The 21,942-nt window shown below is 63.3% G+C and carries 14 protein-coding genes; 4 read left to right on the top strand and 10 right to left on the bottom strand.

The window, feature by feature from the left end; genetic code table 11:
• The first annotated feature begins 282 nt into the window (after positions 1 to 282).
• The 4 genes from K6301_RS12015 (at position 283) to K6301_RS12000 (ending at position 5,477) form a co-directional block, all read left to right on the top strand.
• Complete coding sequence (locus tag K6301_RS12015) at positions 283 to 1,536, top strand: sarcosine oxidase subunit beta family protein (protein WP_247217194.1); 1,254 nt, start codon at positions 283 to 285, stop codon at positions 1,534 to 1,536.
• Positions 1,537 to 1,601: 65 nt separating this feature from the next.
• The gene (locus K6301_RS12010) at positions 1,602 to 1,946 is read left to right on the top strand and encodes a sarcosine oxidase subunit delta (protein WP_247217191.1); all 345 of its coding nucleotides are present in this window, start codon (positions 1,602 to 1,604) and stop codon (positions 1,944 to 1,946) included.
• Positions 1,943 to 4,936, top strand: coding sequence for a sarcosine oxidase subunit alpha (locus K6301_RS12005; protein WP_247217189.1), 2,994 nt, complete (start codon positions 1,943 to 1,945; stop codon positions 4,934 to 4,936). The genes K6301_RS12010 and K6301_RS12005 overlap by 4 nt, the downstream gene beginning before the upstream one ends.
• Positions 4,929 to 5,477 carry a sarcosine oxidase subunit gamma gene (locus tag K6301_RS12000; RefSeq protein ID WP_247217188.1) on the top strand — a complete coding sequence of 183 codons (549 nt, stop codon included), beginning with the start codon at positions 4,929 to 4,931 and terminating at the stop codon, positions 5,475 to 5,477. Before K6301_RS12005 ends, K6301_RS12000 begins: the two co-directional genes overlap by 8 nt.
• 32 nt (positions 5,478 to 5,509) lie before the next feature.
• Here the strand turns inward: K6301_RS12000 and K6301_RS11995 are convergent, their stop codons facing one another.
• From K6301_RS11995 to K6301_RS11950, 10 genes are all read right to left on the bottom strand, one after another.
• On the bottom strand, positions 5,510 to 5,998 hold the full coding sequence (locus tag K6301_RS11995) for a MaoC family dehydratase (RefSeq protein ID WP_134645939.1): 489 nt from the start codon (positions 5,996 to 5,998) through the stop codon (positions 5,510 to 5,512).
• 62 nt (positions 5,999 to 6,060) lie between these two features.
• A complete protein-coding gene (gene glgX / locus K6301_RS11990; RefSeq protein ID WP_247217185.1) occupies positions 6,061 to 8,034 on the bottom strand; it encodes a glycogen debranching protein GlgX in 1,974 nt (657 codons plus the stop codon).
• A 1-nt stretch (position 8,035) separates the two neighbouring features.
• The gene (locus tag K6301_RS11985; RefSeq protein ID WP_247217183.1) at positions 8,036 to 9,667 is read right to left on the bottom strand and encodes an alpha-D-glucose phosphate-specific phosphoglucomutase; all 1,632 of its coding nucleotides are present in this window, start codon (positions 9,665 to 9,667) and stop codon (positions 8,036 to 8,038) included.
• Positions 9,668 to 9,680: 13 nt separating this feature from the next.
• On the bottom strand, positions 9,681 to 11,129 hold the full coding sequence (gene glgA / locus K6301_RS11980; protein ID WP_247217181.1) for a glycogen synthase GlgA: 1,449 nt from the start codon (positions 11,127 to 11,129) through the stop codon (positions 9,681 to 9,683).
• Positions 11,130 to 11,136: 7 nt separating this feature from the next.
• Positions 11,137 to 12,399 carry a glucose-1-phosphate adenylyltransferase gene (gene glgC, locus K6301_RS11975; RefSeq protein ID WP_134645931.1) on the bottom strand — a complete coding sequence of 421 codons (1,263 nt, stop codon included), beginning with the start codon at positions 12,397 to 12,399 and terminating at the stop codon, positions 11,137 to 11,139.
• A gap of 22 nt (positions 12,400 to 12,421) precedes the next feature.
• On the bottom strand, positions 12,422 to 14,635 hold the full coding sequence (glgB, locus tag K6301_RS11970) for a 1,4-alpha-glucan branching protein GlgB (protein WP_247217179.1): 2,214 nt from the start codon (positions 14,633 to 14,635) through the stop codon (positions 12,422 to 12,424).
• Positions 14,635 to 17,094 carry a glycogen/starch/alpha-glucan phosphorylase gene (locus K6301_RS11965; protein WP_343298932.1) on the bottom strand — a complete coding sequence of 820 codons (2,460 nt, stop codon included), beginning with the start codon at positions 17,092 to 17,094 and terminating at the stop codon, positions 14,635 to 14,637. The genes glgB and K6301_RS11965 overlap by 1 nt, the downstream gene beginning before the upstream one ends.
• A gap of 204 nt (positions 17,095 to 17,298) precedes the next feature.
• A complete protein-coding gene (locus K6301_RS11960) occupies positions 17,299 to 18,483 on the bottom strand; it encodes a vWA domain-containing protein (protein WP_247217177.1) in 1,185 nt (394 codons plus the stop codon).
• A gap of 140 nt (positions 18,484 to 18,623) precedes the next feature.
• The gene (locus K6301_RS11955) at positions 18,624 to 19,511 is read right to left on the bottom strand and encodes a transglutaminase family protein (RefSeq protein WP_247220587.1); all 888 of its coding nucleotides are present in this window, start codon (positions 19,509 to 19,511) and stop codon (positions 18,624 to 18,626) included.
• A 22-nt stretch (positions 19,512 to 19,533) separates the two neighbouring features.
• Entirely contained in the window at positions 19,534 to 21,939 is a 2,406-nt protein-coding gene (locus tag K6301_RS11950) for a circularly permuted type 2 ATP-grasp protein (protein WP_247217175.1), read from the bottom strand.
• Positions 21,940 to 21,942: the final 3 nt, after the last annotated feature.

Below are 21,942 nucleotides of genomic sequence, written 5' to 3'. Positions count from 1 at the left end.
GTCGCGAGGCAAATGGATGACGTTCGCTCAGCCCAACGGGCCGGCAATTGGCGGGTCGGATATCAGATCGCTGCGGGAAAGTCCAGCCTGTCGGCGTGCGTGTTAAGGATATTTGCATGGGCCCGGCATAAATCCCCAGCAAAGCGCCGATGCCGGTCATGTCGCATGTGGTACAAGGTGCGCCTGAATGCGTCGCAAAGGATACGGCGCGAAACGCCAGGATTTGCTTTTTATCGGGGCAGGAAACAGCCGGCGCGACCGGCGAGATATTGAGGATACGGGATGCGCAAATATTCGGTTTTCGCCGTCGCCCGGGAGGCGATGCGCGGCCACAAGGGGTGGGAGGCGCAGTGGACCTCCCCCGAGCCGCGCAAGGAATACGACGTGATCATCGTCGGCGGCGGCGGCCATGGCCTGGGCGCAGCCTACTATCTCGCCAAGGAGCACGGCATCACCAATGTCGCCGTCATCGAAAAGGGTTGGCTCGGCGGCGGCAATACCGGCCGCAACACGACCATCATCCGCTCGAACTATCTCTATGACGAGAGCATGGACATCTACGAGCACTCGCTCAAGCTCTGGGAAGGGCTGAGCCAGGATCTCAACTACAACGTCATGTACTCGCCGCGTGGCGTGATGATGCTGTCGCACAACGTACACGACAAGCAGTCGTTCAGCCGCCATATCCACGCCAATCGCCTTTACGGCATCGACAACGAATGGCTGACCCCGCAGCAGGCGAAGGACTTCGTGCCGGTTCTTGATATCTCGGCGTCTGCCCGTTACCCGATCAACGGTGCGGCCCTCCAGCGTCGCGGCGGCACGGCCCGCCACGATGCGGTTGCCTGGGGTTATGCCCGTGCGGCCTCCGATCGCGGCGTGCATGTTATCCAGAACTGCGAAGTGAAGGGCATCCGCCGCGGGCCTGACGGCGCCGTGACGGGTGTGGAGACCTCGAAGGGTTTCATCGGCGCCAAGAAGATCGCGGTTTCGGCGTCCGGCCACAACTCGGTCATCATGTCGATGGCCGACGTCAAGCTGCCGCTGCATTCCGTGCCGCTGCAGGCGCTCGTTTCCGAGCCGATGAAGCCGATCTTCCCCTGCGTGGTCATGTCCAACTCGGTGCACGCCTATATCTCGCAGTCGGACAAGGGTGAGCTCGTCATCGGCGCCGGTACGGACCAGTATAATTCGTATTCCCAGACCGGTGGTCTGCAGATCATCACGCATACGCTGGATGCCATCTGCGAACTCTTCCCGATGTTCCGCCGCGTGAAGATGATGCGCCAGTGGGGCGGCATCACCGACAACACGCCGGACCGTTCCGCGATCCAGGGCGTGACACCGGTGAAGAACCTCTTCGTCAATTGCGGCTGGGGCACCGGCGGCTTCAAGGCCACGCCCGGTTCGGCACACCTCTTCGCGCATCTCATCGCGAAGGGCGAGCCGCACAAGCTGGCCGCCGGCCTGACGCTCGACCGCTTCCGCACCGGCCGCCTCATCGACGAGGCAGCGGCCGCGGCCGTCGCGCACTGATACCCCGTTATTCACCCGCGCGTCCGGCGGCTTGAGGCCTGCCGGCGCGGGACAGGAGAAACCCGATGCTTCTCATCTACTGCCCCTATTGCGAGGAAGAGCGCTCCGAGCTCGAATTCCGCCACGGTGGCGATGCGCATATCGCGCGCCCGACCAATATCGCCGACGTCACGGACGAGGCGTTCGAGGACTATTTCTTCCTGCGCGACAATCCGAAGGGCCTGATCTTCGAGCGCTGGCGCCACATTCATGGCTGCGGCCGCTTCTTCAACGCGGCGCGCGATACCGTCAGCGACAAGTTCTACCTGACCTACAAGGCCGGCGAGCCGAAGCCCGTCATTCCCGGTGTTTCTCCCGCCACCGAGAAAACCGTCGAAACCTATGAAGCCACGGAAGGAACCGCGAAATGAGCGGCGCCAATCGCATTGCCGGTCAGGGCCGCCTGACGCCCGCCAAGACAGCGCGTTTCACCTTCGACGGAAAGACCTATCACGCGCTTGAGGGCGATACCGTCGCCTCCGCGCTGCTCGCCAACGGCGTTCATCTGGTTGGCCGTTCGTTCAAGTACCATCGTCCGCGCGGCATTCTTTCGGCCGGCCCGGAAGAGCCCAATGCACTGATCGATGTCTCCCGCGATGCCGCGCGCCGCCAGCCGAACGTCCGCGCGCCCGTGCAGGAAGTCTTCGACGGCATGAAGGTGGAATCGCAGAACCGCTGGCCTTCGCTCGCTTTCGATATCGGTGGCGTGAACAACCTGCTGTCGCCGTTCTTCGCTGCCGGGTTCTACTACAAGACCTTCATGTGGCCGAAGGCCGCCTGGGAGAAGGTCTACGAGCCCTTCATCCGCAAGGCCGCCGGCCTCGGCGTGTCGCCGACGGAAGACGATCCCGACCATTACGCCAACCGTTACGCGCATTGCGACGTGCTGGTTGCCGGTGCCGGCGTCGCGGGCCTTTCCGCCGCGCTTGCTGCGGCTGAAGCGGGTGCCCGCGTCATCCTAGTGGACGAGCAGCCGGAAGTCGGCGGTGCGCTGCACTTCGACACCTCCGTCAAGATCGATGGCCAGAACGGTTACGACTGGGCGCAGGCGATGGCGGCCAAGCTGAAGGCGATGGAGAACGTCACCGTTCTCACCCGCACGACGGCCTTCGGCTACTACAACCACAATTTCGTCGGCCTCGTCGAGCGCGTCACCGATCATCTCCCCAAGCCGGACAAGAAGCTGCCGCGCGAGCGTCTTTGGCAGGTCCGCGCCAAGCGCGTCATTCTCGCGACGGGTTCGATCGAGCGCCACATGGTGTTCGCCAACAACGACCGTCCGGGCATCATGCTCGCCTCGGCCGCGCGCACCTATCTCAACCATTTCGGCGTCGCCGTCGGCCGCAAGGTCGGCGTCTATACGGCAAGCGATTCTGCCTATGAGGCCGCCTTCGACCTGAAGCGGGCGGGCGTCACCATCGCCGCCATCGTCGATAACCGCGAGAAGCCCGGCGAGGCCGTCCTGGCCGAAGCCCGAAAGCTCGGAATTGAGGTTCTGACCGGTCATTCGGTCGTCGACACCAAGGGGAAGCTGCGCGTCTCCGCCATGTCGGTCGCCCGCAACGGCGGCGGCTCGGCGCGCTGGATCCCCATCGACGCGCTTTTGATGTCGGCCGGCTGGACGCCCTCCGTGCATCTCTTCTCGCAGTCGCGCGGCAAGGTGGCCTATGACGCCGCTTCCGGCCGGTTCCTGCCGGGAACCTATGCGCAAGATTGCCTGTCGGTCGGTTCGTGCAACGGCACGGACGGGCTTCAGGCGACCATCGAGGAATCGCTGGCTGCCGGCGAGCTTATGGCACGTGCCACCGGCAACGAAAATGGCGCCAAGGTCGAGCTTCGTGGCGAAAGCGCCTTCGAATGGACCGGCGGCATGGCAGGTAGTGCGGAAGGCGCCGGGGTCGACACGACGGTCAAGGCCTTCGTCGATTTCCAGAACGACGTCTGTGCCAAGGATATCCGCCTCGCTGTACGCGAAGGCATGCACTCGATCGAGCACATCAAGCGCTTCACCACCAACGGCATGGCGACGGACCAGGGCAAGCTGTCCAACATCCACGGCCTTGCCATCGCGTCCGAAGTGCTGAACCGTGAGATCCCGAAGATCGGCCTCACGACCTTCCGCGCGCCCTATACGCCCGTCACCTTCGGTGCGCTGATCAGCCATTCGCGCGGTGCGCTTTTCGACCCGGCCCGCAAGACGCCCATGCATGGCTGGGAAGAAGCGCATGGCGCCGTCTTCGAGGACGTCGGCAACTGGAAACGTGCCTGGTACTATCCGCGTTCGGGCGAGACGATGCACGATGCGGTCAACCGCGAGTGCCGCACGGTGCGTAATGTCGCCGGTCTCTTCGACGCCTCCACGCTCGGCAAGATCGAAGTCGTCGGTCCGGATGCCGAAGTGTTCATGAACCTCATGTACACCAATGCCTGGGACACGCTGAAGCCCGGCCGTTGCCGCTATGGCATCATGCTGCGCGAAGACGGCTTCGTCTATGACGACGGTGTCGTCGGCCGCCTGTCGCAGGATCGCTTCCACGTCACCACCACGACGGGCGGCGCGCCGCGCGTCATGCACCACATGGAAGACTATCTCCAGACGGAATTCCCGCATCTCAAGGTGTGGCTGACATCGACCACCGAACAGTGGGCGGTTATTGCGGTCCAGGGCCCGAAGGCGCGCGAAATCCTCGAGCCGCTGGTCGAAGGCATCGATATCTCGAACGAAGCCTTCCCGCATATGAGCGTGCGTGAAGGCAAGATCTGCGGCGTGCCGACCCGGCTCTTCCGCATGTCCTTCACCGGCGAAGCGGGCTACGAAGTCAACGTTCCCGCCGATTACGGCCAGGCTGTCTGGGAGGCCATCTGGGCACGGGCGGAGCCGCTCGGCGCCTGCGCCTACGGCACCGAGACCATGCACGTACTGCGCGCCGAGAAGGGCTACATCATCGTCGGCCAGGATACGGACGGCACGGTCACGCCGCACGACGCCAGCCTCAGCTGGGCCGTTTCCAAGAAGAAGACGGATTTCGTCGGCATCCGCGGCCTCAAGCGGCCGGATCTCGTCAAGGAAGGCCGCAAGCAGCTTGTCGGCCTGCTGACGAAGGACCCAAACGTGGTGCTGGAGGAGGGGGCGCAGATCGTTGCCGATCCGAACCAGCCCAAGCCCATGACCATGCTCGGCCATGTCACGTCGTCCTACTGGTCGGAGAATTGCGGCCGGTCGATCGCCCTGGCGCTGGTCGCCGGTGGTCAGGCCCGCCTGGGCCAGACGCTCTACGTGCCGATGCCGGACCGTACCATCGCGGTCGAGGTCAGCGACATGGTCTTTGTCGACAAGGAAGGAGGACGCCTCAATGGCTGATCAAGCTCTTCGCAAGCCGCCGCTTGGCCGCAGCCACGGTGGTTCCGCCGGTGCACGCGTCACGCCTGCCGCACCCGCAACCCGTCTTTCGCTGCGCGCCGGCGCGGATGCCGTCGGCACGCTCTCGCTGGCCTTCGGCCTCGAACTACCGCAGCGCCCCAAGACCTCCGCCTCGGTCGGTGGTCGCCACGCGCTCTGGCTCGGCCCGGACGAATGGCTGCTGATCGACGAGACCGGCGCGGACCTGATGGGCATTGCCGCCGGCGTTTCCGCGCTGCATTCGGCGACAGACGTCTCCCACCGCAATGTGGGCATCATCGTTTCCGGCCCGGATGCGGGCGCGGCGATTGCCAGCGCCTGCCCGCTCGATCTGAATAACGAGGCCTTCCCGGTCGGCGCTGCGGCACGCACCGTGCTCGGCAAGATCGAGATCGTCCTGCTGCGCACCGGAGAGGAAGACTATCGCGTCGAATGCTGGCGCTCGTTTTCGCCCTATGCCTTCGGCCTTCTCTCGGAAGGCGCCGAAGACGCCGGTCTCTGATGCAAAAATCCCGCCTTCGAGGCGGGATTTTTTTAGACGTTCTCCGGCCGATCCTTCGGATCGAATTGAATGATGGTGATCCAGTCGGCCGTGAGCGCCGGCTTGCGCTCGTCTTCGATCTCGACGGAAACATCGTAGCGGATCGTCACCATGCCCGCGCCGCGGAAGCGCGCTTCGTCGAGCACGAACCGGCCACGCACCCGCACACCGCTTTTCACCGGCGTGATGAAGCGGACCTTGTCGAACCCGTAATTGATGCCCATCGTCTGCTCGAGGATGCGCGGCACGCAATCGAAGTTCATGGCCGAGAGCAGCGACAGGGTCAGAAAGCCGTGCGCGATGGTTCCGCCGAACGGTGTTTCGGCCGCCGCGCGCACGGGATCCGTGTGAATGAACTGGTGATCCTCGGTGGCGTCGGCGAAGCGGTCGATCATCGTCTGGTCGACGACGAACCAGCGGGAAACGCCGAGTTCGCTTCCCACGAGTGCGGGCACATCTTTCAAATGAATATCTGCGGGCATAGGGCCTTCCATTGATCGATCGGGATTCGTTCTAGAGACGCGCTTTGGCCGGGCAATGAATTTCAGTAGTTTTCGACAAGAATTTCGACTGTGCGTGCGCCCACCATGACGTTGGACGTATGGCCGACGGTGAGCAGGCTGACCCATTCGCGGCCGTCCGGCAAGGGGAGGGCAAGCGGCTGTTCGCCATGGCTGCGATTGACGACAACCGCGAGGCGGACGGTGCGCCGCTGCTGGACATCCGGCGTCTTGAAAAGAGCCATGAAGGTTCCTGCCGCGGGCTGCTCCCAGTCCTCGACGGTCATCGGCGAGCCCGCAGCGGTCAGCCACTCCACATCGCCGTCTCCGTTCAGAAACGTCGTCTCCGTGAGAGCCGGAAAGCGCTTGCGGATCGCCGAGAGCATGGCGGTATGCTCGATCAGGCCTTCGTCCAGACCCTTCCAGTCCAGCCAGGTCATCGTGTTGTCCTGGCAATAGGCGTTGTTGTTGCCCTGCTGCGACCGGCCGCCCTCGTCGCCGGCCGTCAGCATCACCGTGCCGCGCGAAAGGAAGAGGCTGGACAGCAGGGCCTTTACATCGGCGCGCCGCGCGGAAAGCACCACGCCGTCCGTCGTCGCGCCCTCGGCCCCGTTGTTCCAGGAATGGTTCTCGCTGTGGCCGTCCCTGTTGTCCTCGCCGTTCGCCTCGTTGTGCTTGTGCGTATAGGAAACGAGGTCCATGAGCGTGAAACCGTCATGGGCGGCGAGGAAGTTGACGCTGCGTGTGCGATCACCGCCATGGCGGGAGAAGATGTCGGAGGAGCCTGCGAGCGCCGTGACGAAGGCCCCGAGCTTGTGGCTGTCACCGCGCCAGAACATCCGCGTGTCGTCGCGATAGCGGTCGTTCCATTCGAGAAAGGGAGCGGGAAAATTGCCGAGCTGGTAGCCGCCGGGTCCGATATCCCAGGGTTCGGCAATCAGCACGCGGTCTTTCAGCAGCGGATCGGCGCAGATGTCGGCTAACAGGGCGGCATTGGCGGAAAAGCCGTCGGCCTCGCGGCCGAGAATGGTTGCGAGATCGAAGCGGAAGCCGTCAACCCCGGCCTGACGCACGAAATGGCGCAGGCTGTCGAGCACCAGCTGACGCACCACGGGATGTTCGCCGGCAATGGTATTGCCGCAGCCGGTATCGTTGATCAGCTCGCCCGGCCGATCCGGCACATGGCGATAGTAGGTGAGGTTGTCGAGGCCGCGCATGGAGAGCGTCGTGCCATGACGGTCGCTTTCGCCGGAATGGTTGAAGACGAGGTCGAGGATCACGCCGATATTTTCGGCCCTGAGTGCGGCGACCGTATCGGCAAGCTCCTGCATCCCGCCGGGCACCAGACGCGGATCGAGCGCCATCAGCGCGATCGGATTGTAGCCCCAGCTGTTCGATAGGCCGAGCGGCGGCAGATGCCGCTCATCGATCCAGGCGGTGATCGGCATCAGTTCGACTGCATCGACACCCAGGCGCTTCAGGTGTGCGATCACCGAGGGATGGGCGAGCGCGCCGACGGTTCCGCGCATGGCCTCCGGCACGTCGGGATTGCGCATGGTGAAGCCGCGCACCGCGATCTCATAAATGAAGCCGCCGGGGCGGAAGATCGGCGGGTCCACCTCGACGGGGCGGTCGCGCGTCACGATGGCCTTGGGCACGATGTCAGCCGTTTCGGCGCCGAATTGCGTCAGGCGGACATCATGCACGAAGCGGCGGTCGAGTTCCTTCGCATAGGGATCGACGAGCAGCTTGGCAGGATCGAACCACAGGCCGTGGTCGGGCGAGTAGATGCCGTCGGCGCGAAAGCCGTAGCGTGTTCCTTCCTGCGCGCCCTCGACGAAGACGCGGTGAAAGCCGTCTTCGTCCCGCCCCATGGTGAGGCGGGCAAGTTCCTTGTCGCCGCTGCCGTCGAACAGGCAGAGCTCGATGCGGGCGGCATCGCGGGAATAGACCGAAAACTCCACTCCGTCCCCGGAGAGCGTGGCGCCCGGCGCGAAGGAAGGAGGGGTGAGGGCCATCTTACGTGATCACGCTCGGTTCTTGGCGGCCGGTGCGTGCCTTGATGCCGGCAATCTCGTCGGCAACGGCGATAAGGTCCGCCAGTGCTTCCTGCGTGTCGATGTCGTGGCGGGCCGCATCCGGCTCGTAGCGCTCGATGTAGACGCGCAGCGTCGCGCCCGACGTGCCTGTGCCGGAGAGGCGGAAGACGACGCGCGAGCCGCCTTCGAACAGGATGCGGATGCCCTGGTTCCGGCTGACGGACTGGTCGACGGGGTCGTTATAGGCAAAGTCGTCGGCGGTCTCGACCGTGAGCGCGCCGAAGCGCTTGCCGGGCAGCGTCGCGAGCTGGTCGCGCAGGTTGGCCATCAGGCCGTTCGCAGCCTCGCTGTCGACCTCCTCGTAGTCATGGCGTGAATAGTAGTTGCGGCCAAAGCTCGCCCAGTGTTGCCTGACGATGTCGAGCACGCTTTCCTTGCGCACCGCCAGGATGTTGAGCCACAGCAGCACAGCCCAGAGGCCATCCTTTTCGCGCACGTGGTTTGAGCCGGTGCCCGCGCTTTCCTCGCCGCAGATCGTGGCAAGGCCGGCATCGAGCAGGTTGCCGAAGAATTTCCAGCCGGTCGGTGTCTCGTAGATGCCGATGCCGAGCTTTTCGGCAACGCGGTCGGCCGCGCCCGATGTGGGCATCGAGCGGGCGATGCCGGCAAGGCCCTGCGCATAGCCGGGCGCCAGATGCGCATTGGCGGCCAGGAGGGCGAGGCTGTCGGATGGGGTGACGAAGATGCCCCGGCCGATGATGAGGTTGCGGTCGCCGTCGCCGTCTGAGGCGGCGCCGAAATCCGGCGCGTCATCGGCCATCATCGTTTCGTAGAGCGCGCGCGCGTGGACGAGATTAGGATCGGGGTGATGGCCGCCGAAATCCGGCAGCGGCATGAAGTTCAGCACCGAGCCCTTGGCGGCGCCGAGGCGGTTTTCGAGGATTTCCTTGGCATAGGGGCCGGTCACGGCGCTCATGGCATCGAAGACGATGCGGAAGCCGCCGGCGAGCAGGTCGCTGATGGCCCCGAAGTCGAAAAGCTGCTCCATCAGCTCGGCATAATCGGCGACGGGGTCAATGACGTTGACGGTCATCCCGGCGATTTCGTGCGTGCCTTCCAGGTCGAGATTGACGTCCTCGACATCGGCGATCTTGTAGCTGTCGATGGTCTTGGTGCGGGCGAAGATGGCGTCGGTGATCTTTTCCGGCGCGGGGCCGCCATTGCCGATATTGTACTTGATGCCGAAGTCTTCGGTCGGCCCGCCCGGATTGTGGCTGGCGGAAAGCACGATACCGCCGAACGCCTTGTTCTTGCGGATGACATTGGAGGCAGCCGGCGTGGAGAGGATGCCGCCGCGCCCGACGAGAACGCGGCCGAAGCCGTTGGCGGCCGCCATCTTGATGGCGAGCTGGATGACCTCGCGGTTGTAGTAGCGGCCATCGCCGCCGATCACCAGCGTCTCGCCCTCAAAGCCTTCCAGCGAATCGAAGATCGCCTGGATGAAGTTCTCCGCATAGTTCTGCTGCTGGAAGACCGGCACTTTCTTGCGCAGGCCGGACGTCCCGGGCTTCTGGTCGGTGTAGGGCGCGGTCGTTACGGTCTTGATGGTCATAAGCTGATACTCTTCAGGAAAGGTTGGCTCGCGTCAGGAGACTGGAAAAAAGCTCGGCATAGCGGGCGGCGCTGCTTTCCCAGGAAACCTCGGATTTCATGCCCTGGTTCTGGATGCGGCCCCAGACCTTCGGCTCGCGCCAGGCCTTGAAGACGCGGCGCAGCGCCTGGCGCAGACCATCCGCATTGATGGGCGTGAACTGGAAACCGGTGGCGACACGGGCGGACAGGGCGGCCTCATTCGCGTCGATGACCGTGTCGGCAAGGCCGCCTGTGCGGGCCACGACGGGGATGCAGCCGTAGCGCAGGCCGTAGAGCTGGGTGAGGCCACACGGTTCGAAGCGCGACGGGATGAGAATGGCATCCGCGCCGGCCTGCATGAGATGCGACAGCGGCTCGTTATAGCCTATGACGATGCCGATGCGGCCGCGATGCCGCGAGGAGGCGGCGAGAAGCGCGCCTTCCAGGCCCTGGTCGCCGGAACCGAGCACCACCAGCTTGCCGCCCTGCTCGACGATCCAGTCGGCGACATCGGCGATGATGTCGATGCCCTTCTGCCAGGTCAGGCGGCTGATGACGCAGAAGATCGGACCGCCATCCTGCTCGATGTTGAAACGCTCGGCGACCGCCTGCCGGTTGACCGCACGCTGTTTCAGCGAGCCCGCCGTATAGGGCCTGGCGATATGCGCATCGCTTTCCGGGTTCCAGACGTTGGTGTCGATGCCGTTGACGATGCCCTCCAGGTCCGCCGAACGGGCATTGAGCAGCCCTTCGAGGCCCATGCCGTATTCCGGCGTCATGATCTCCTGCGCATAGTTCGGGCTGACGGTGGTGATCGACCACGCCGTGCGCAGACCGCCTTTGAGGAAACCGACGTCGCCGTAATATTCCAGGCCGTCGACGGTAAAGGCTTCCGGCGGAAGGCGCAGCCGCCCGAAAATATCGGCACCGAACTGGCCCTGGAAGGCCAGGTTGTGCACGGTGAGAATGGTCGGGATGTGCTGCAGGCCGGTGTAGCGCATGTAGACCGTGGTCATCGCCGCCTGCCAGTCATGGGCCTGAACGATGTCGGGCCGCCAGTCCGGCAGCAGTCCCCGGGCGATTTCGGCGCCGGCGAAGGAGAGCGCTGCGAAGCGGTGCCAGTTGTCGATGAAGTCGTTTCCGTTGCCGTCGGTATAGGGACCGCCCGCGCGGTCGAAGAAGGCAGGCGCGTCGAGCACGAGGAGATCGAGCCCCTCGTGGGTCGCTGCGAGAACGCGGGCGGGCTCACCGAGCAGATCTTCGAAGGTGGCGACGACCCTTGTATCGGCGAGGCGCTGCATGACGATCGGATAACCGGGCATCAGCGTGCGTACGCGTATTCCATGTCCCGCCAATGCGAGCGGCAGCGCGCCGGCAACGTCGGCAAGGCCTCCCGTCTTGATGAGCGGGAACACTTCGGATGCCACCGAAAGGATATTCATGTCCGGGTTAGAGCTCCAGCTTGTCGATCATGTTCTGGGTGATGAGGCATATGCCGTTCTCGGAACGGCGGAAACGCTTGGCATCGAAGTCCGGATCCTCCCCGACGACAAGGCCCTCGGGGATGACGACGCCGCGATCGATGACGACATTCCTGAGCTGCGCGTGGCGCCCGATCATGACATTGGGCAGGACCACCGCACCATCGAGCCGCGAGTAGGAATTCGCCCGCACGCCGGTGAACAGAAGGCTGCGGTGCAGCGTCGAGCCGGAAATGATGCAATCGCCCGAGACGAGCGAGGAGATGGCCGAGCCGCGGCGGTTCTCGTCGTCATGCACGAACTTGGCCGGCGGCTTGATCTCGGCGAAGGTCCAGATCGGCCAGGAGCTGTCGTAGATGTCGAGTTCCGGCGTGATGTGGGTCAGGTCGATATTCGCCTGCCAGTAGGCATCGACCGTACCCACGTCGCGCCAATAGGCCTCGCGCTCGAAATCGGAACGTACGCAGGAGGCGGTGAAGCGGTGGGCCACGGCCTTACCGTGCTGCACGATATAGGGAATGATGTCCTTGCCGAAATCGCGGCTGGATGTCGGGTCGGCGGCGTCGCGGCGCAGCAGGTCCATCAGGAACTTCGTGTGGAACACGTAGATGCCCATGGAGGCAAGCGCCATCTCGGGATTGCCGGGAATGCCGGGCGGGTCCGCCGGCTTTTCCACGAAGGCGATGATCTCGTCCTTCTCGTCGACATGCATGACGCCGAATCCGGTTGCCTCCATGCGCGGGACTTCCAGGCAGCCGATTGTGACCTGGGCGCCGGAATCCACGTGCTGCTGAAGCATAAGCTCGTAGTCCATCTTGTAGATATGGTCGCCGGCAAGGATGACCATGTATTCGACGCCGTAATCCTCGATGATGTCGATGTTCTGGTAGACGGCGTCGGCGGTGCCTTCATACCACTGCGTCTCCGAGACGCGCTGGGAGGCGGGAAGGATGTCGAAGCTCTCATTGCGTTCGGGACGGAAAAAGTTCCAGCCGCGCTGCAAGTGGCGGATGAGCGAATGCGCCTTGTACTGGGTAGCCACGCCGATGCGGCGGATACCGGAATTCAGGGCATTGGACAGCGCGAAATCGATGATGCGCGCCTTGCCGCCGAAATAGACGGCGGGTTTCGCCCGCCGGTCGGTCAGTTCCTTGAGGCGGCTGCCGCGTCCGCCGGCCAGGACATAGGCCATGGCGTCACGGGCAAGGGGTTGAATGCGCTTCTGCTCCATAGGTTTCCTCCCGATTCTTGTTTTATGCATCCAGCTCGAGCATCAGCGTCGCCAGTGGCGGCAGCGTGATATTGGCTGTTATCGTTCCATCGCCGTGTCTTTTTGCCTGGACGGCGCCCCCGTTGCCCTTGCCGCTGCCGCCATAGATTTCGGCATCGGTGTTCAGTATCTCCCGCCACCGTCCCTCCGCCGGAAGCGGCACGCCGTAGTTCTCGCGGTAAACGGGCGTAAAATTCGTGACAATGGCGATCGGCTTTTCGCCCGGTGCCTTGCGCAACCATGCGAAGACGGAGTTCTCGCGGTCGTCGGCGATCAGCCATTCGAAGCCGTCGCCCTCGCAATCGCGCGCATGCAGCGCCGCCTTGCGCCGATAGGTGCCGTTCAGGTCGCGCACCAGCCGGCGCATGCCTTCATGCAGCGGGTATTCGAGCAGGTTCCAGTCGAGCGCGCGTTCCTCGCTCCATTCCTGCCACTGGGCAAATTCCTGCCCCATGAACAGGAGCTTCTTGCCGGGATAGCCCCACATGAAGCCGTAATAGGCTCTGAGATTGGCGAACTTCTGCCAGTCGTCGCCCTGCATCTTGGCGATCAGCGAGCCCTTGCCGTGCACCACCTCGTCATGGCTGAGCGGCAGCACGAAGTTCTCCGTGAAGGCATAGAGCAGGCCGAAGGTCATGTCGTTGTGGTGGAACTTGCGGTGAACGGGCTCGCGCGACAGATATTGCAGCGTGTCGTGCATGAAGCCCATGTTCCACTTGAACCCGAAGCCGAGGCCGCCGTCATGCACCGGCGCCGAGACCTTCGGCCAGGACGTGGACTCCTCGGCGATGGTCAGCACGCCCGGATGAGCGGCATAGACGCGCGCGTTCATCGTTTGCAGGAAGCGCACGGCCTCCAGGTTCTCGTTGCCGCCATACTCGTTCGGCACCCATTCGCCATGCTTGCGGGAATAGTCGAGGTAGAGCATCGAGGCGACGGCATCGACGCGCAGGCCGTCCAGGTGGAATTTCTCGGTCCAGTAGAGCGCGTTGTTGACGAGATAGGAGAGAACCTCGGCGCGGCCGAAATTATAGATCGCGGTGTTCCAGTCGGGATGAAAACCCTGTCGCGGATCTTCATGCTCATAGAGGGCGGTGCCGTCGAAACGGCCGAGGCCATGCGCGTCCGTCGGGAAATGCGCCGGCACCCAGTCGAGAATGACGCCGATGCCGACCTTGTGGCAGCCGTTGACGAAACGCGCGAACCCGTCCGGCTCGCCAAAGCGCGCGGTCGGCGAATAGAGGCCGGTGGTCTGGTAGCCCCACGACGGATCGAAGGGAAATTCGGAGATCGGCAGGAACTCGATATGGGTGAAGCCCATGTCGACGCAGTAGGGTATGAGACGTTCGGCCAGTTCGTCCCAGGTGAGGAAGCCACCGCCGTGCTGGCGCTGCCACGAACCGGCATGGACCTCGTAGATCGAGATCGGCTGACGGCGGGCATCCATCTCGGCCCAATGTTTGAGATGCGCCTCGTCTTCCCATTTCTGGTCGATCTGGCCGGTGGTGACCGACGCATTGGCGGGGCGCAGTTCCGAGCGGCGCGCGAAGGGGTCGGCCTTGAGCGGCACAAGCGCACCGTCCGGCCCGACGATCTCGTATTTGTAGGCGTGGCCGGGCCCGATTTCGGGAAGGAAGATTTCCCAGATGCCGGTGTCGCGGCGCAGGCGCATCATGTGCCGGCGACCGTCCCAGGCGTTGAAGTCCCCGACGACGGAAACCCGCTTGGCATTCGGAGCCCAGACGGCGAAGTGGAAGCCGTCGACGCCTTCCAGCGTCATGGGATGGGCGCCCATCTTGTCGAAGAGCCGCAGATGCGAGCCCTGACGGATGTAGTAATCGTCCATCGGGCCCAGAACCGGACCGAAGCTGTAGGGGTCGATCACGAACCATTCCCCGCCCTCATTGCGGGCGTGGTAGCGGATCGGCTGCAACTTCCTGATCGACACCTCGCCGGCGAAGATGCCGGCCGGGTCGAGCTGTTGCAGCGTGCCGATCTCCTTGCCGGCCAGCGTCTGGGCGGTCACTTCCGTCGCGCCGGGCAGGAAGCAGCGGGCGATGTAACGGTCGCCCGAGGCATGAAGGCCGAGCACGGCGAACGGGTCCCAGTGCCGGCTTTCGAGGATTGCATCGATGTCCGCCTTCGCCAGAAGCTCTAACGGTTGGTCCGTCGTGCCTTTGTTCGGCGGTGTGGTCATCAAGCTCTCCAGATTTCCTTGGCGTATTGACGTATGGTGCGGTCGGAGGAAAACCAGCCCATACGCGCTGTGTTCCGGATTGTTTTTGAATACCACGACGTTTTGTCGTTCCAGATGCCGTCCACCTCGCGCTGGGCCTTGGCATAGGCATCGAAGTCGGCAGCCACCATGAACCAGTCGTGGTTGTAGATGCCATCCACGAGACCGGTGAAACGATTGCGGTCGTCAGGGGAGAAGACGCCGGAGGAGATGGCGGCGAGCGCCTGCGAAAGCTCCTTCGACTGCTCGATGATGGCGCGCGGATTGTGCCCTTCGGCCCGCACCGTTGCGACCTCTTCCGCCGTCATGCCGAAGATGACGATGTTTTCTTCGCCGACATGATCGCGCATCTCGACATTGGCACCGTCGAGCGTGCCGATGGTGAGGGCGCCGTTCAGCGCGAACTTCATGTTGCCGGTGCCCGAGGCTTCCATGCCAGCGGTAGAGATCTGCTCGGAGAGGTCGGCGGCGGGAACCATGATCTCGGCAAGCGAGACATTGTAGTTCGGCACGAAGACGACCTTGAGCAGGCCGCGCACGGCCGGGTCATTGTTGATCACCCGGGCGACGTCGTTCGCGAGCTTGATGATGAGCTTGGCGTTGTGATAGCTCGGCGCCGCCTTGCCGGCGAAGAGCTTGACGCGGGGCGTCCAGTCGAGTTCGGGATGCGAGCGGATCTGGTCGTAGAGCGCAACCGCCTCGATGATGTTGAGAAGCTGGCGCTTGTATTCGTGAATGCGCTTGATCTGGATGTCGAACATCGCGGTCGGATCGATGCGCACGCCCATGCGGCTGCCGACGAGATTGGCGAGACGGTTCTTGTTCTCGCGCTTGATCGCCGCGAAACGCTCCTGGAAGTCCCTGTCGTCGGCGAAGGCGTCGAGCGCCGTCAGGGCCTCGGCGTCGTCCATGAATGCATCGCCGATCGCTTCGCGGATCAGGTTGAACAGGCCCGGATTGCACTGCATCAGCCAGCGGCGCGGCGTGATGCCGTTCGTCTTGTTGTTGATGCGGTCGGGATAAAGCTTGTGAAGGTCCGCAAAGACGGTCTCCTTCATCAGCTCGGTGTGGAGCGCGGAAACGCCGTTGATCGAGTGGGAGCCGACGAAGGCGAGGTTGCCCATGCGCACGCGCCGTTCGCCCGATTCCTCGATCAGCGAGATGCTGCGGATCCGCTGGTCCTCGAAGTCCTTTTCCTTACGGGCCTGCAGGAGGATCTTCGCGTTGATCGCGTAGACGATCTGCATGTGGCGCGGCAGCAGGCGTTCGAACAGCGGCACCGGCCAGCTTTCCAGCGCTTCGGGAAGCAGGGTGTGGTTGGTGTAGGAGAAGGTGCGGCGCGAGATGTCCCACGCCGTATCGAAGTCGAGGCCGTGCACATCGCTCAGAAGGCGCACGAGCTCGGCGACGGACACGGCGGGATGCGTGTCGTTCAGCTGGATCGCGACCGCATCCGGCAGCGATGTGAAATCCGGGTATTGCTGAAGATGGCGGCGCAGGATGTCCTGCAAGGAGGCCGAACAGAAGAAGAATTCCTGTCGCAGGCGCAGTTCCTGGCCGGCCGGGGTGGCATCGGCGGGGTAGAGAACACGCGTGAGGCTTTCGGCCTTGTTGCTTTCCTTCAGCGCGCCGATGTGGTCGCCGGCGTTGAAGGCCTCGAGCAGGATCGGGTCGATCGGGTTGGCGGCCCAAAGGCGCAGCGTGTTGACGCGCTTCGCCCGCCAGCCGACGGCCGGCGTGTCGTAGGCGGTCGCGATGACGCGCTCGGCCGGCTTCCAGACGAAGCGCTGCTTGTCCTCGCCGATATTGATCGTTTCGACGACACCGCCGTAACCGATCTCGTAGGAGCTCTCGCGCCGTTCGAATTCCCAGGGGTTGCCATGGGCAAGCCAGGTTTCGGGCAGTTCCACCTGCCAGCCATCGGCCATCTGCTGGCGGAAAAGGCCGTGCACGTAGCGGATGCCGTAGCCATAGGCTGGAACGTCCACCGTCGCCATGCTTTCCATGAAGCAGGCAGCCAGACGCCCCAAGCCGCCGTTGCCAAGGGCGGCGTCCGGCTCGAGTTCCGCGATGACATCGATATCGACGCCGAGCGAGGCGAGTGCCTGACGCATTTCCTCCATAATGCCGATATTGGTCATGGCATCACGCATCAGGCGGCCGATGAGGAACTCCAGCGACAGGTAGTAGACACGCTTGGCGCCCGTCGCATAGGTGCGGCGGGTCGAGTCCATCCAGGCGTCGGTGATACGGTCGCGGGCGACGAGAATGGCGGCCGTCAGCCAGTCATGCGGCTTGGCGACTTTCGGGTCCTTACCGATACGGTATTTCAGGCGTTCCAGAAGCTCGATCGCCAGCTGTTCGACATTTGAGGTGCGAAGCGCCGGAGCGAGGTCGTTGCTGTTAACCCGGTTCATCATCGGTGAACTATGCCCCTCGCGTCATTCTATTTTCAGTGCTTCGAAAAGCGCGTTTAAATCAATTTATGCATCTATCCGAAGCGCTTGCAATATGCGTTTTCAAGAAAGGACGCATGCATTTTCGAAGTGTCTCACATACCCTGAGAATACGGAAAACCCGTCTTGCAGGAGCAAGGCGGGCCCGATCCGAAGCAAAATTCGGGCTTATTTCGTAAGGCGCGACATGATGGCGGCGGCACGCTCACCGATCGCCTTGAATGCAGCGACGAGCTGGTCCATTTTTTCTGCCTCGAAATAGTTTCCGGGCTCGGTCACGCAGGCTTTCAAAAGCTGCTGGCCGCGCGTCGGCGCCATGAACGCTACGCCGTAGACAACCATCCCGTCAGCTTTGGCTTTCGCGCAGATGTCCTTGGTTTTTGTATCGTCGGACGCGTTGTTGTTGTTACCGTCCGTCATCAGGATGATGTATTTTGTCGGAACCTGGCCGTTCTTCTTTTTATGTTCGTCGTTCTCGGTGGATGCCTTCAACTTATTGTAGGCTGCTTCCGTAGCGGCACCCGATGCGGTTCCACCGCCAGCTGAAAGTGCGTTTACCTGAGTTAAAGAGGCTCCGGTGCCCCAAACCAGGTTTGCTGCCGTGGACATGGAGCTATTATAGGAGACGGTGCCTGTGCGGACGTACATCGTCTTCGGGTCCGCGGCGTTGAGCTGCGTGAACAAGCTTGCTGATGCAAGCTTCAATGCCTCGATCTTCTTGATGTAGCATGGTTTGGTCTGGGAAATCTTTGATCCGCTGTCGTTATATTGCGTGCAACTGGTGACAGACGCGTTCACCTCGTTGGTATTCGCAAGCATCGATCCAGATTTGTCGAGCACAAGATACATCGAGAGTGCGTTCTTGGATTCGGTCGCGCTTTCCGTGAAACTCTTTGCGGTAAGCGTGATACCGTCGTGACCGAGCATCCTCGTAAACGCGCTGAATTTCACGGAATAGGTGGCGGTGATATCGATGTTGTAGATCTTGCCATTACTCTCGGTCGTCTTTTGCGAGATGTTGATGATTGGGGCAGCGTCCACGATCGTGGTGTCCCCTTCCTTGACGACGCCGGACGTGCCGCTGATCTGCATGGCAAAGAGCTCTTCGGCGATCTGCTTTGCCTGCGTCGCGTTCTTTTTTTCGTTGGCCAGAGCGGAGGCCGCCGCAAGTGCCGCGGCATCGGTCGCATCCTGAAGCTCGGCTTTCGCCAGGACCATCTTGGTCATGTCGATGGCGACGCCGCCGGCGGCGAGGATGACGGGGATCGTGACGGCCGTCACCATGGCGAAATTGCCAAAGCGATCCTTCAGCAGCCGCGATAGAATCGTCGGTCCTTGCGTCTTCTTCGTCATGGGAGTCCACCCGCCATTGCCCTGATATGCGGTGAACCTATCAGCGAAGTCTTATTCAACGGTTGGAAGGCGTGGTATAGTTTTCGTAAAATTGCGCCGATGCCGCAATTCCGCGCGTGGTTCTGTTTCCAAACGGGAATTCAGGCCGACTGGCGCACCGGAACCACATCGACCGCCTGGCTGGTCTGGTGCTCGCCGTAGCCCTTGAGAACGCCGATGACAGGGGCCACATCGGCGTAGTCGCGGCCATAGGCGACGACGATATGGTCGTTTCCGGCGGGGATGTTATTGGTCGGGTCGAGTTCCATCCAGCCATTGACCCGGCCGCACCAGAAGCGCACCCAGGCATGCATGGCGTCCGCACCCTCCAGGCGCTCCTTGCCCGGCGGCGGAATGGTGCGCAGGAAGCCGCTGACATAGCCCGCGGGTATGCCGAGGCTGCGCAGCGCGACGATCATCACATGCGTAAAGTCTTGGCACACGCCGCGCTTCAGCTTGAAGGCTTCGCGCGGCGTCGTGTCCACGTTCGTCGCCTTGGCATCGTAGGTGAAGTCCTTGTGGATGCGTGCGCAGATCGCCGTCGCGATCTCGCGAACCGTCATATCCGGGTTGACGGTGTTCCGGGCGTAGTCGGCGATTTCAGGGCAGTCCTTCAGGCGCGGGCTGGGGCCTGTGTAATGATGCGGCGAGTTGGCATCGAGTGACCAATGGCCGGCGATCTCCGACGGCAGCGCCTCCAGGCGCGGCGAGAAGTCCGCGGCGGTTTGCGGCACGTCGACGTGAACGCGGGCCTGCATGCGGATGTCCAGCCGCTCGTGGTTGCTGCGAAACAGGATCGCGCTCATCGGATTTTCGAAGAAGTCGCTATGATCGACACGCTCGCCGGGCACCGGTGCGACGCCGATCGTCCCGGCGACCAGCCGCTGGCGCCGGCCCAGTGAAAGCGGCAGCACACGCACGATATGCCGACCGCCGGAAACCGGTGTGTCGTAGAGATAGCCGATGTGGAGGTTGACGTCGTAGAGCATGGTCACAGCGTCTTCCTCCCGCTCAGCTCAGATAGGTTTGCGCAAGAATATCGGACAGCTTTTCGAGCTCCGCCTCGAAGCGCTTGTAGACAGCGTCCGTCATCGTCTCCGGCGTCATCACGGCAAGGCCGGCATGCAGGCGCATCGCCTCGCGGAAGAACGGCGACATCTGGCCGTTGGCATAGGCGTTCGGCAGCTGCTCGACCTCGTTCTTGATCTCGTTGAGCTGGTAGAGGATCGAGCGCGGATTGAGCGGGTCGAGCGCGAGCAGGTCGGTCACGGTGAGGCGCGCCGTGGCGACGTTGTAGCGACGTCTGTGGGTCATCACGCTGTCGCCGATTTCCAAGAGCATGTCGAGCGCGCCGTCAGGCGCATCCTCACCCGACATGTGGCCGAGAAGGCGCGTCATGTGCAAGCCGCGTTCGAGATAGCGGCCGATCGACAGGAAGCGCCAGCCGGTGAAGCGGTACATGTTTTCATGCACGAGGCCCGCGAAGCCCGCGAGCTTGCGCAAAAGCACCGTCATGGCGCGCGTCGCGTCATCGCCCGGCTCGATGCTGACGTGGAAGCGACGGGCCGTCTTCGACAGGTCGTTCAGCGCCAGCCAGCCATCGGGCGAGAAGCGGTCGCGGATGTTGCTTGCGGAGAAGACGGCGCTGTCGATGTTGCGGATGAGGCTTGTCGGCACGGCTTCCGACGTGTCGATATCCAGCGCGTCGAGATAATCGGTGACATCCTTCAGCAGCGGCTGGGACGGATCGGCATATTCGGCGTAGCGGCCATGCCAGGCCCGCAGGATGCGCAGCGCGCCCTCGGCGCGTTCAATATAGCGGCCGAGCCAGAAGAGGTTGTCGGCCGCGCGGCTCGGCAGGCTGCCGGGCATGTTGCGGATGAACACCTCTTCCGCGGGCAGCAGGCTGGTGCGCTCCACCGGTTTTTGGCTGACGATCCAGACATCCGCGGCCGAACCGCCCTCCTGCATGGCGATCGCCGACACGTTGTCGCCGGCGCCGATGCGGGCGAAGCCGCCGGGCATGATCTGCCAGCCGTCGCGGGTGCGGGCGGCGAAGACCCGCAGCGACATCGGCCGCGGCACGAGCTTGCCATCGACGAAGGCGGGCGTGGTGGAAAGCGTGACGGCTTCCTGCCCGACAAGGCTCGGGCCATCGGTCTCCAGCCATTCCGTAATCGACTGTTTTGCCGTTTCGCGCAGCGAGGAACCCAGGACGGACTGCTCGTTGTCATCGAAGAACGGCCGGGTCGAATAGGCGGGGCCGACGATCATGCGTTCGATATGGGCTGCGACATGGGCGCGCTCGTCTTCCTGCCCGCACCACCAGGTGGCAATGGAGGGAAGGCGCTGATCCTCGCCGAGCAGATGGCGACAGATATTGGGCAGGAAAGAAAGGAAAGCGCGCGTTTCCACGATACCGGCGCCGAGCGCATTGACGAAGGTGACGGAACCGGCGCGCAACGCCTCCACCATGCCGGGCGTGCCGATATGGGAGTTCTGGTTCAGTTCGAGCGGATCGGCGAAAGCGGCATCGAGGCGTCGCCACAGCACGCCGACGGGTTTGAGGCCCGCGACGGTGCGCACCATGACCTTGCCGCCCACGACGGTGAGATCCTCCCCCTCCAGCAGCATGAAGCCGAGATAGCGGGCGATATAGGCGTGCTCGAAATAGGTCTCGTTGGCAAGCCCGGGTGTCAGGACGGCGATACGGTCTTCGGCCGGCTTTCCCGCTTGCAAGGCGTTGCGGAAGGCGCCGAAGAAACCGGCGAGCCGGTGCGCATGGGTTTCGGCATAGACGTCCGAGAAGGCGCGTGTCGTCGCCACGCGGTTTTCCAGCGCGAAGCCTGCACCGGACGGGGCCTGCGTTCGATCCGAAAGCACCCACCAGTTGCCGTCGGGACCACGACCGATCTCGAAGGATACGAAATGCAGGAAATGCTGTCTGGCCGGCTGCACGCCCACGAGCGGTCGAAGGAATTCGTTGTTGGATGCGACGAGAGCCGGCGGCAGGAGACCGTTCGCGACAAGATCGTTCTTGCCGTAGATATCGGCCACCACGGCTTCGAGCAGTTCGGCGCGCTGGGTCAGGCCGCGCGAGAGGTGTTCCCACTCGGCCTCATCGATGAGGACCGGAATATGGGAGAGCGGCCAGGCACGGTCGGTGATCGTCTCCTTGCCATAGGCGCGGTAGAACACGCCGGCATCGCGAAGGTAGCGGTCGGCGCGGGCGAAGCGACCGGAAAGCTCCGTCTCGTCCATCCGCTCCAGCGCCGAGAGGAAATGGCGCCAGACCGGGCGGACATGACCGTCCGTGTCGACCATCTCATCGGCGACGCCGGGGAGTGGCGCATAGCCGCGGGCCGGCTTTTCGGCCGGTCCGGTTTCGGGCTGTGCCTGCGCACTCGTGGTCTTCACTCA

The sequence above is a fragment of the Shinella oryzae genome, assembly GCF_023038235.1.
GTDB classification, from domain to species: Bacteria; Pseudomonadota; Alphaproteobacteria; order Rhizobiales; family Rhizobiaceae; genus Shinella; species Shinella sumterensis.
This window is presented reverse-complemented; position numbering and strand designations above follow the sequence as displayed.

Coding starts and splice junctions, on each gene's coding strand:
- K6301_RS12015 (WP_247217194.1), top strand. CDS start 283: ATGCGCAAATATTCGGTTTTCGCCGTCGCCCGGGAGGCGATGCGCGGC.
- K6301_RS12010 (WP_247217191.1), top strand. CDS start 1,602: ATGCTTCTCATCTACTGCCCCTATTGCGAGGAAGAGCGCTCCGAGCTC.
- K6301_RS12005 (WP_247217189.1), top strand. CDS start 1,943: ATGAGCGGCGCCAATCGCATTGCCGGTCAGGGCCGCCTGACGCCCGCC.
- K6301_RS12000 (WP_247217188.1), top strand. CDS start 4,929: ATGGCTGATCAAGCTCTTCGCAAGCCGCCGCTTGGCCGCAGCCACGGT.
- K6301_RS11995 (WP_134645939.1), bottom strand. CDS start 5,998: ATGCCCGCAGATATTCATTTGAAAGATGTGCCCGCACTCGTGGGAAGC.
- glgX (WP_247217185.1), bottom strand. CDS start 8,034: ATGGCCCTCACCCCTCCTTCCTTCGCGCCGGGCGCCACGCTCTCCGGG.
- K6301_RS11985 (WP_247217183.1), bottom strand. CDS start 9,667: ATGACCATCAAGACCGTAACGACCGCGCCCTACACCGACCAGAAGCCC.
- glgA (WP_247217181.1), bottom strand. CDS start 11,129: ATGAATATCCTTTCGGTGGCATCCGAAGTGTTCCCGCTCATCAAGACG.
- glgC (WP_134645931.1), bottom strand. CDS start 12,399: ATGGAGCAGAAGCGCATTCAACCCCTTGCCCGTGACGCCATGGCCTAT.
- glgB (WP_247217179.1), bottom strand. CDS start 14,635: ATGACCACACCGCCGAACAAAGGCACGACGGACCAACCGTTAGAGCTT.
- K6301_RS11965 (WP_343298932.1), bottom strand. CDS start 17,094: ATGATGAACCGGGTTAACAGCAACGACCTCGCTCCGGCGCTTCGCACC.
- K6301_RS11960 (WP_247217177.1), bottom strand. CDS start 18,483: ATGACGAAGAAGACGCAAGGACCGACGATTCTATCGCGGCTGCTGAAG.
- K6301_RS11955 (WP_247220587.1), bottom strand. CDS start 19,511: ATGCTCTACGACGTCAACCTCCACATCGGCTATCTCTACGACACACCG.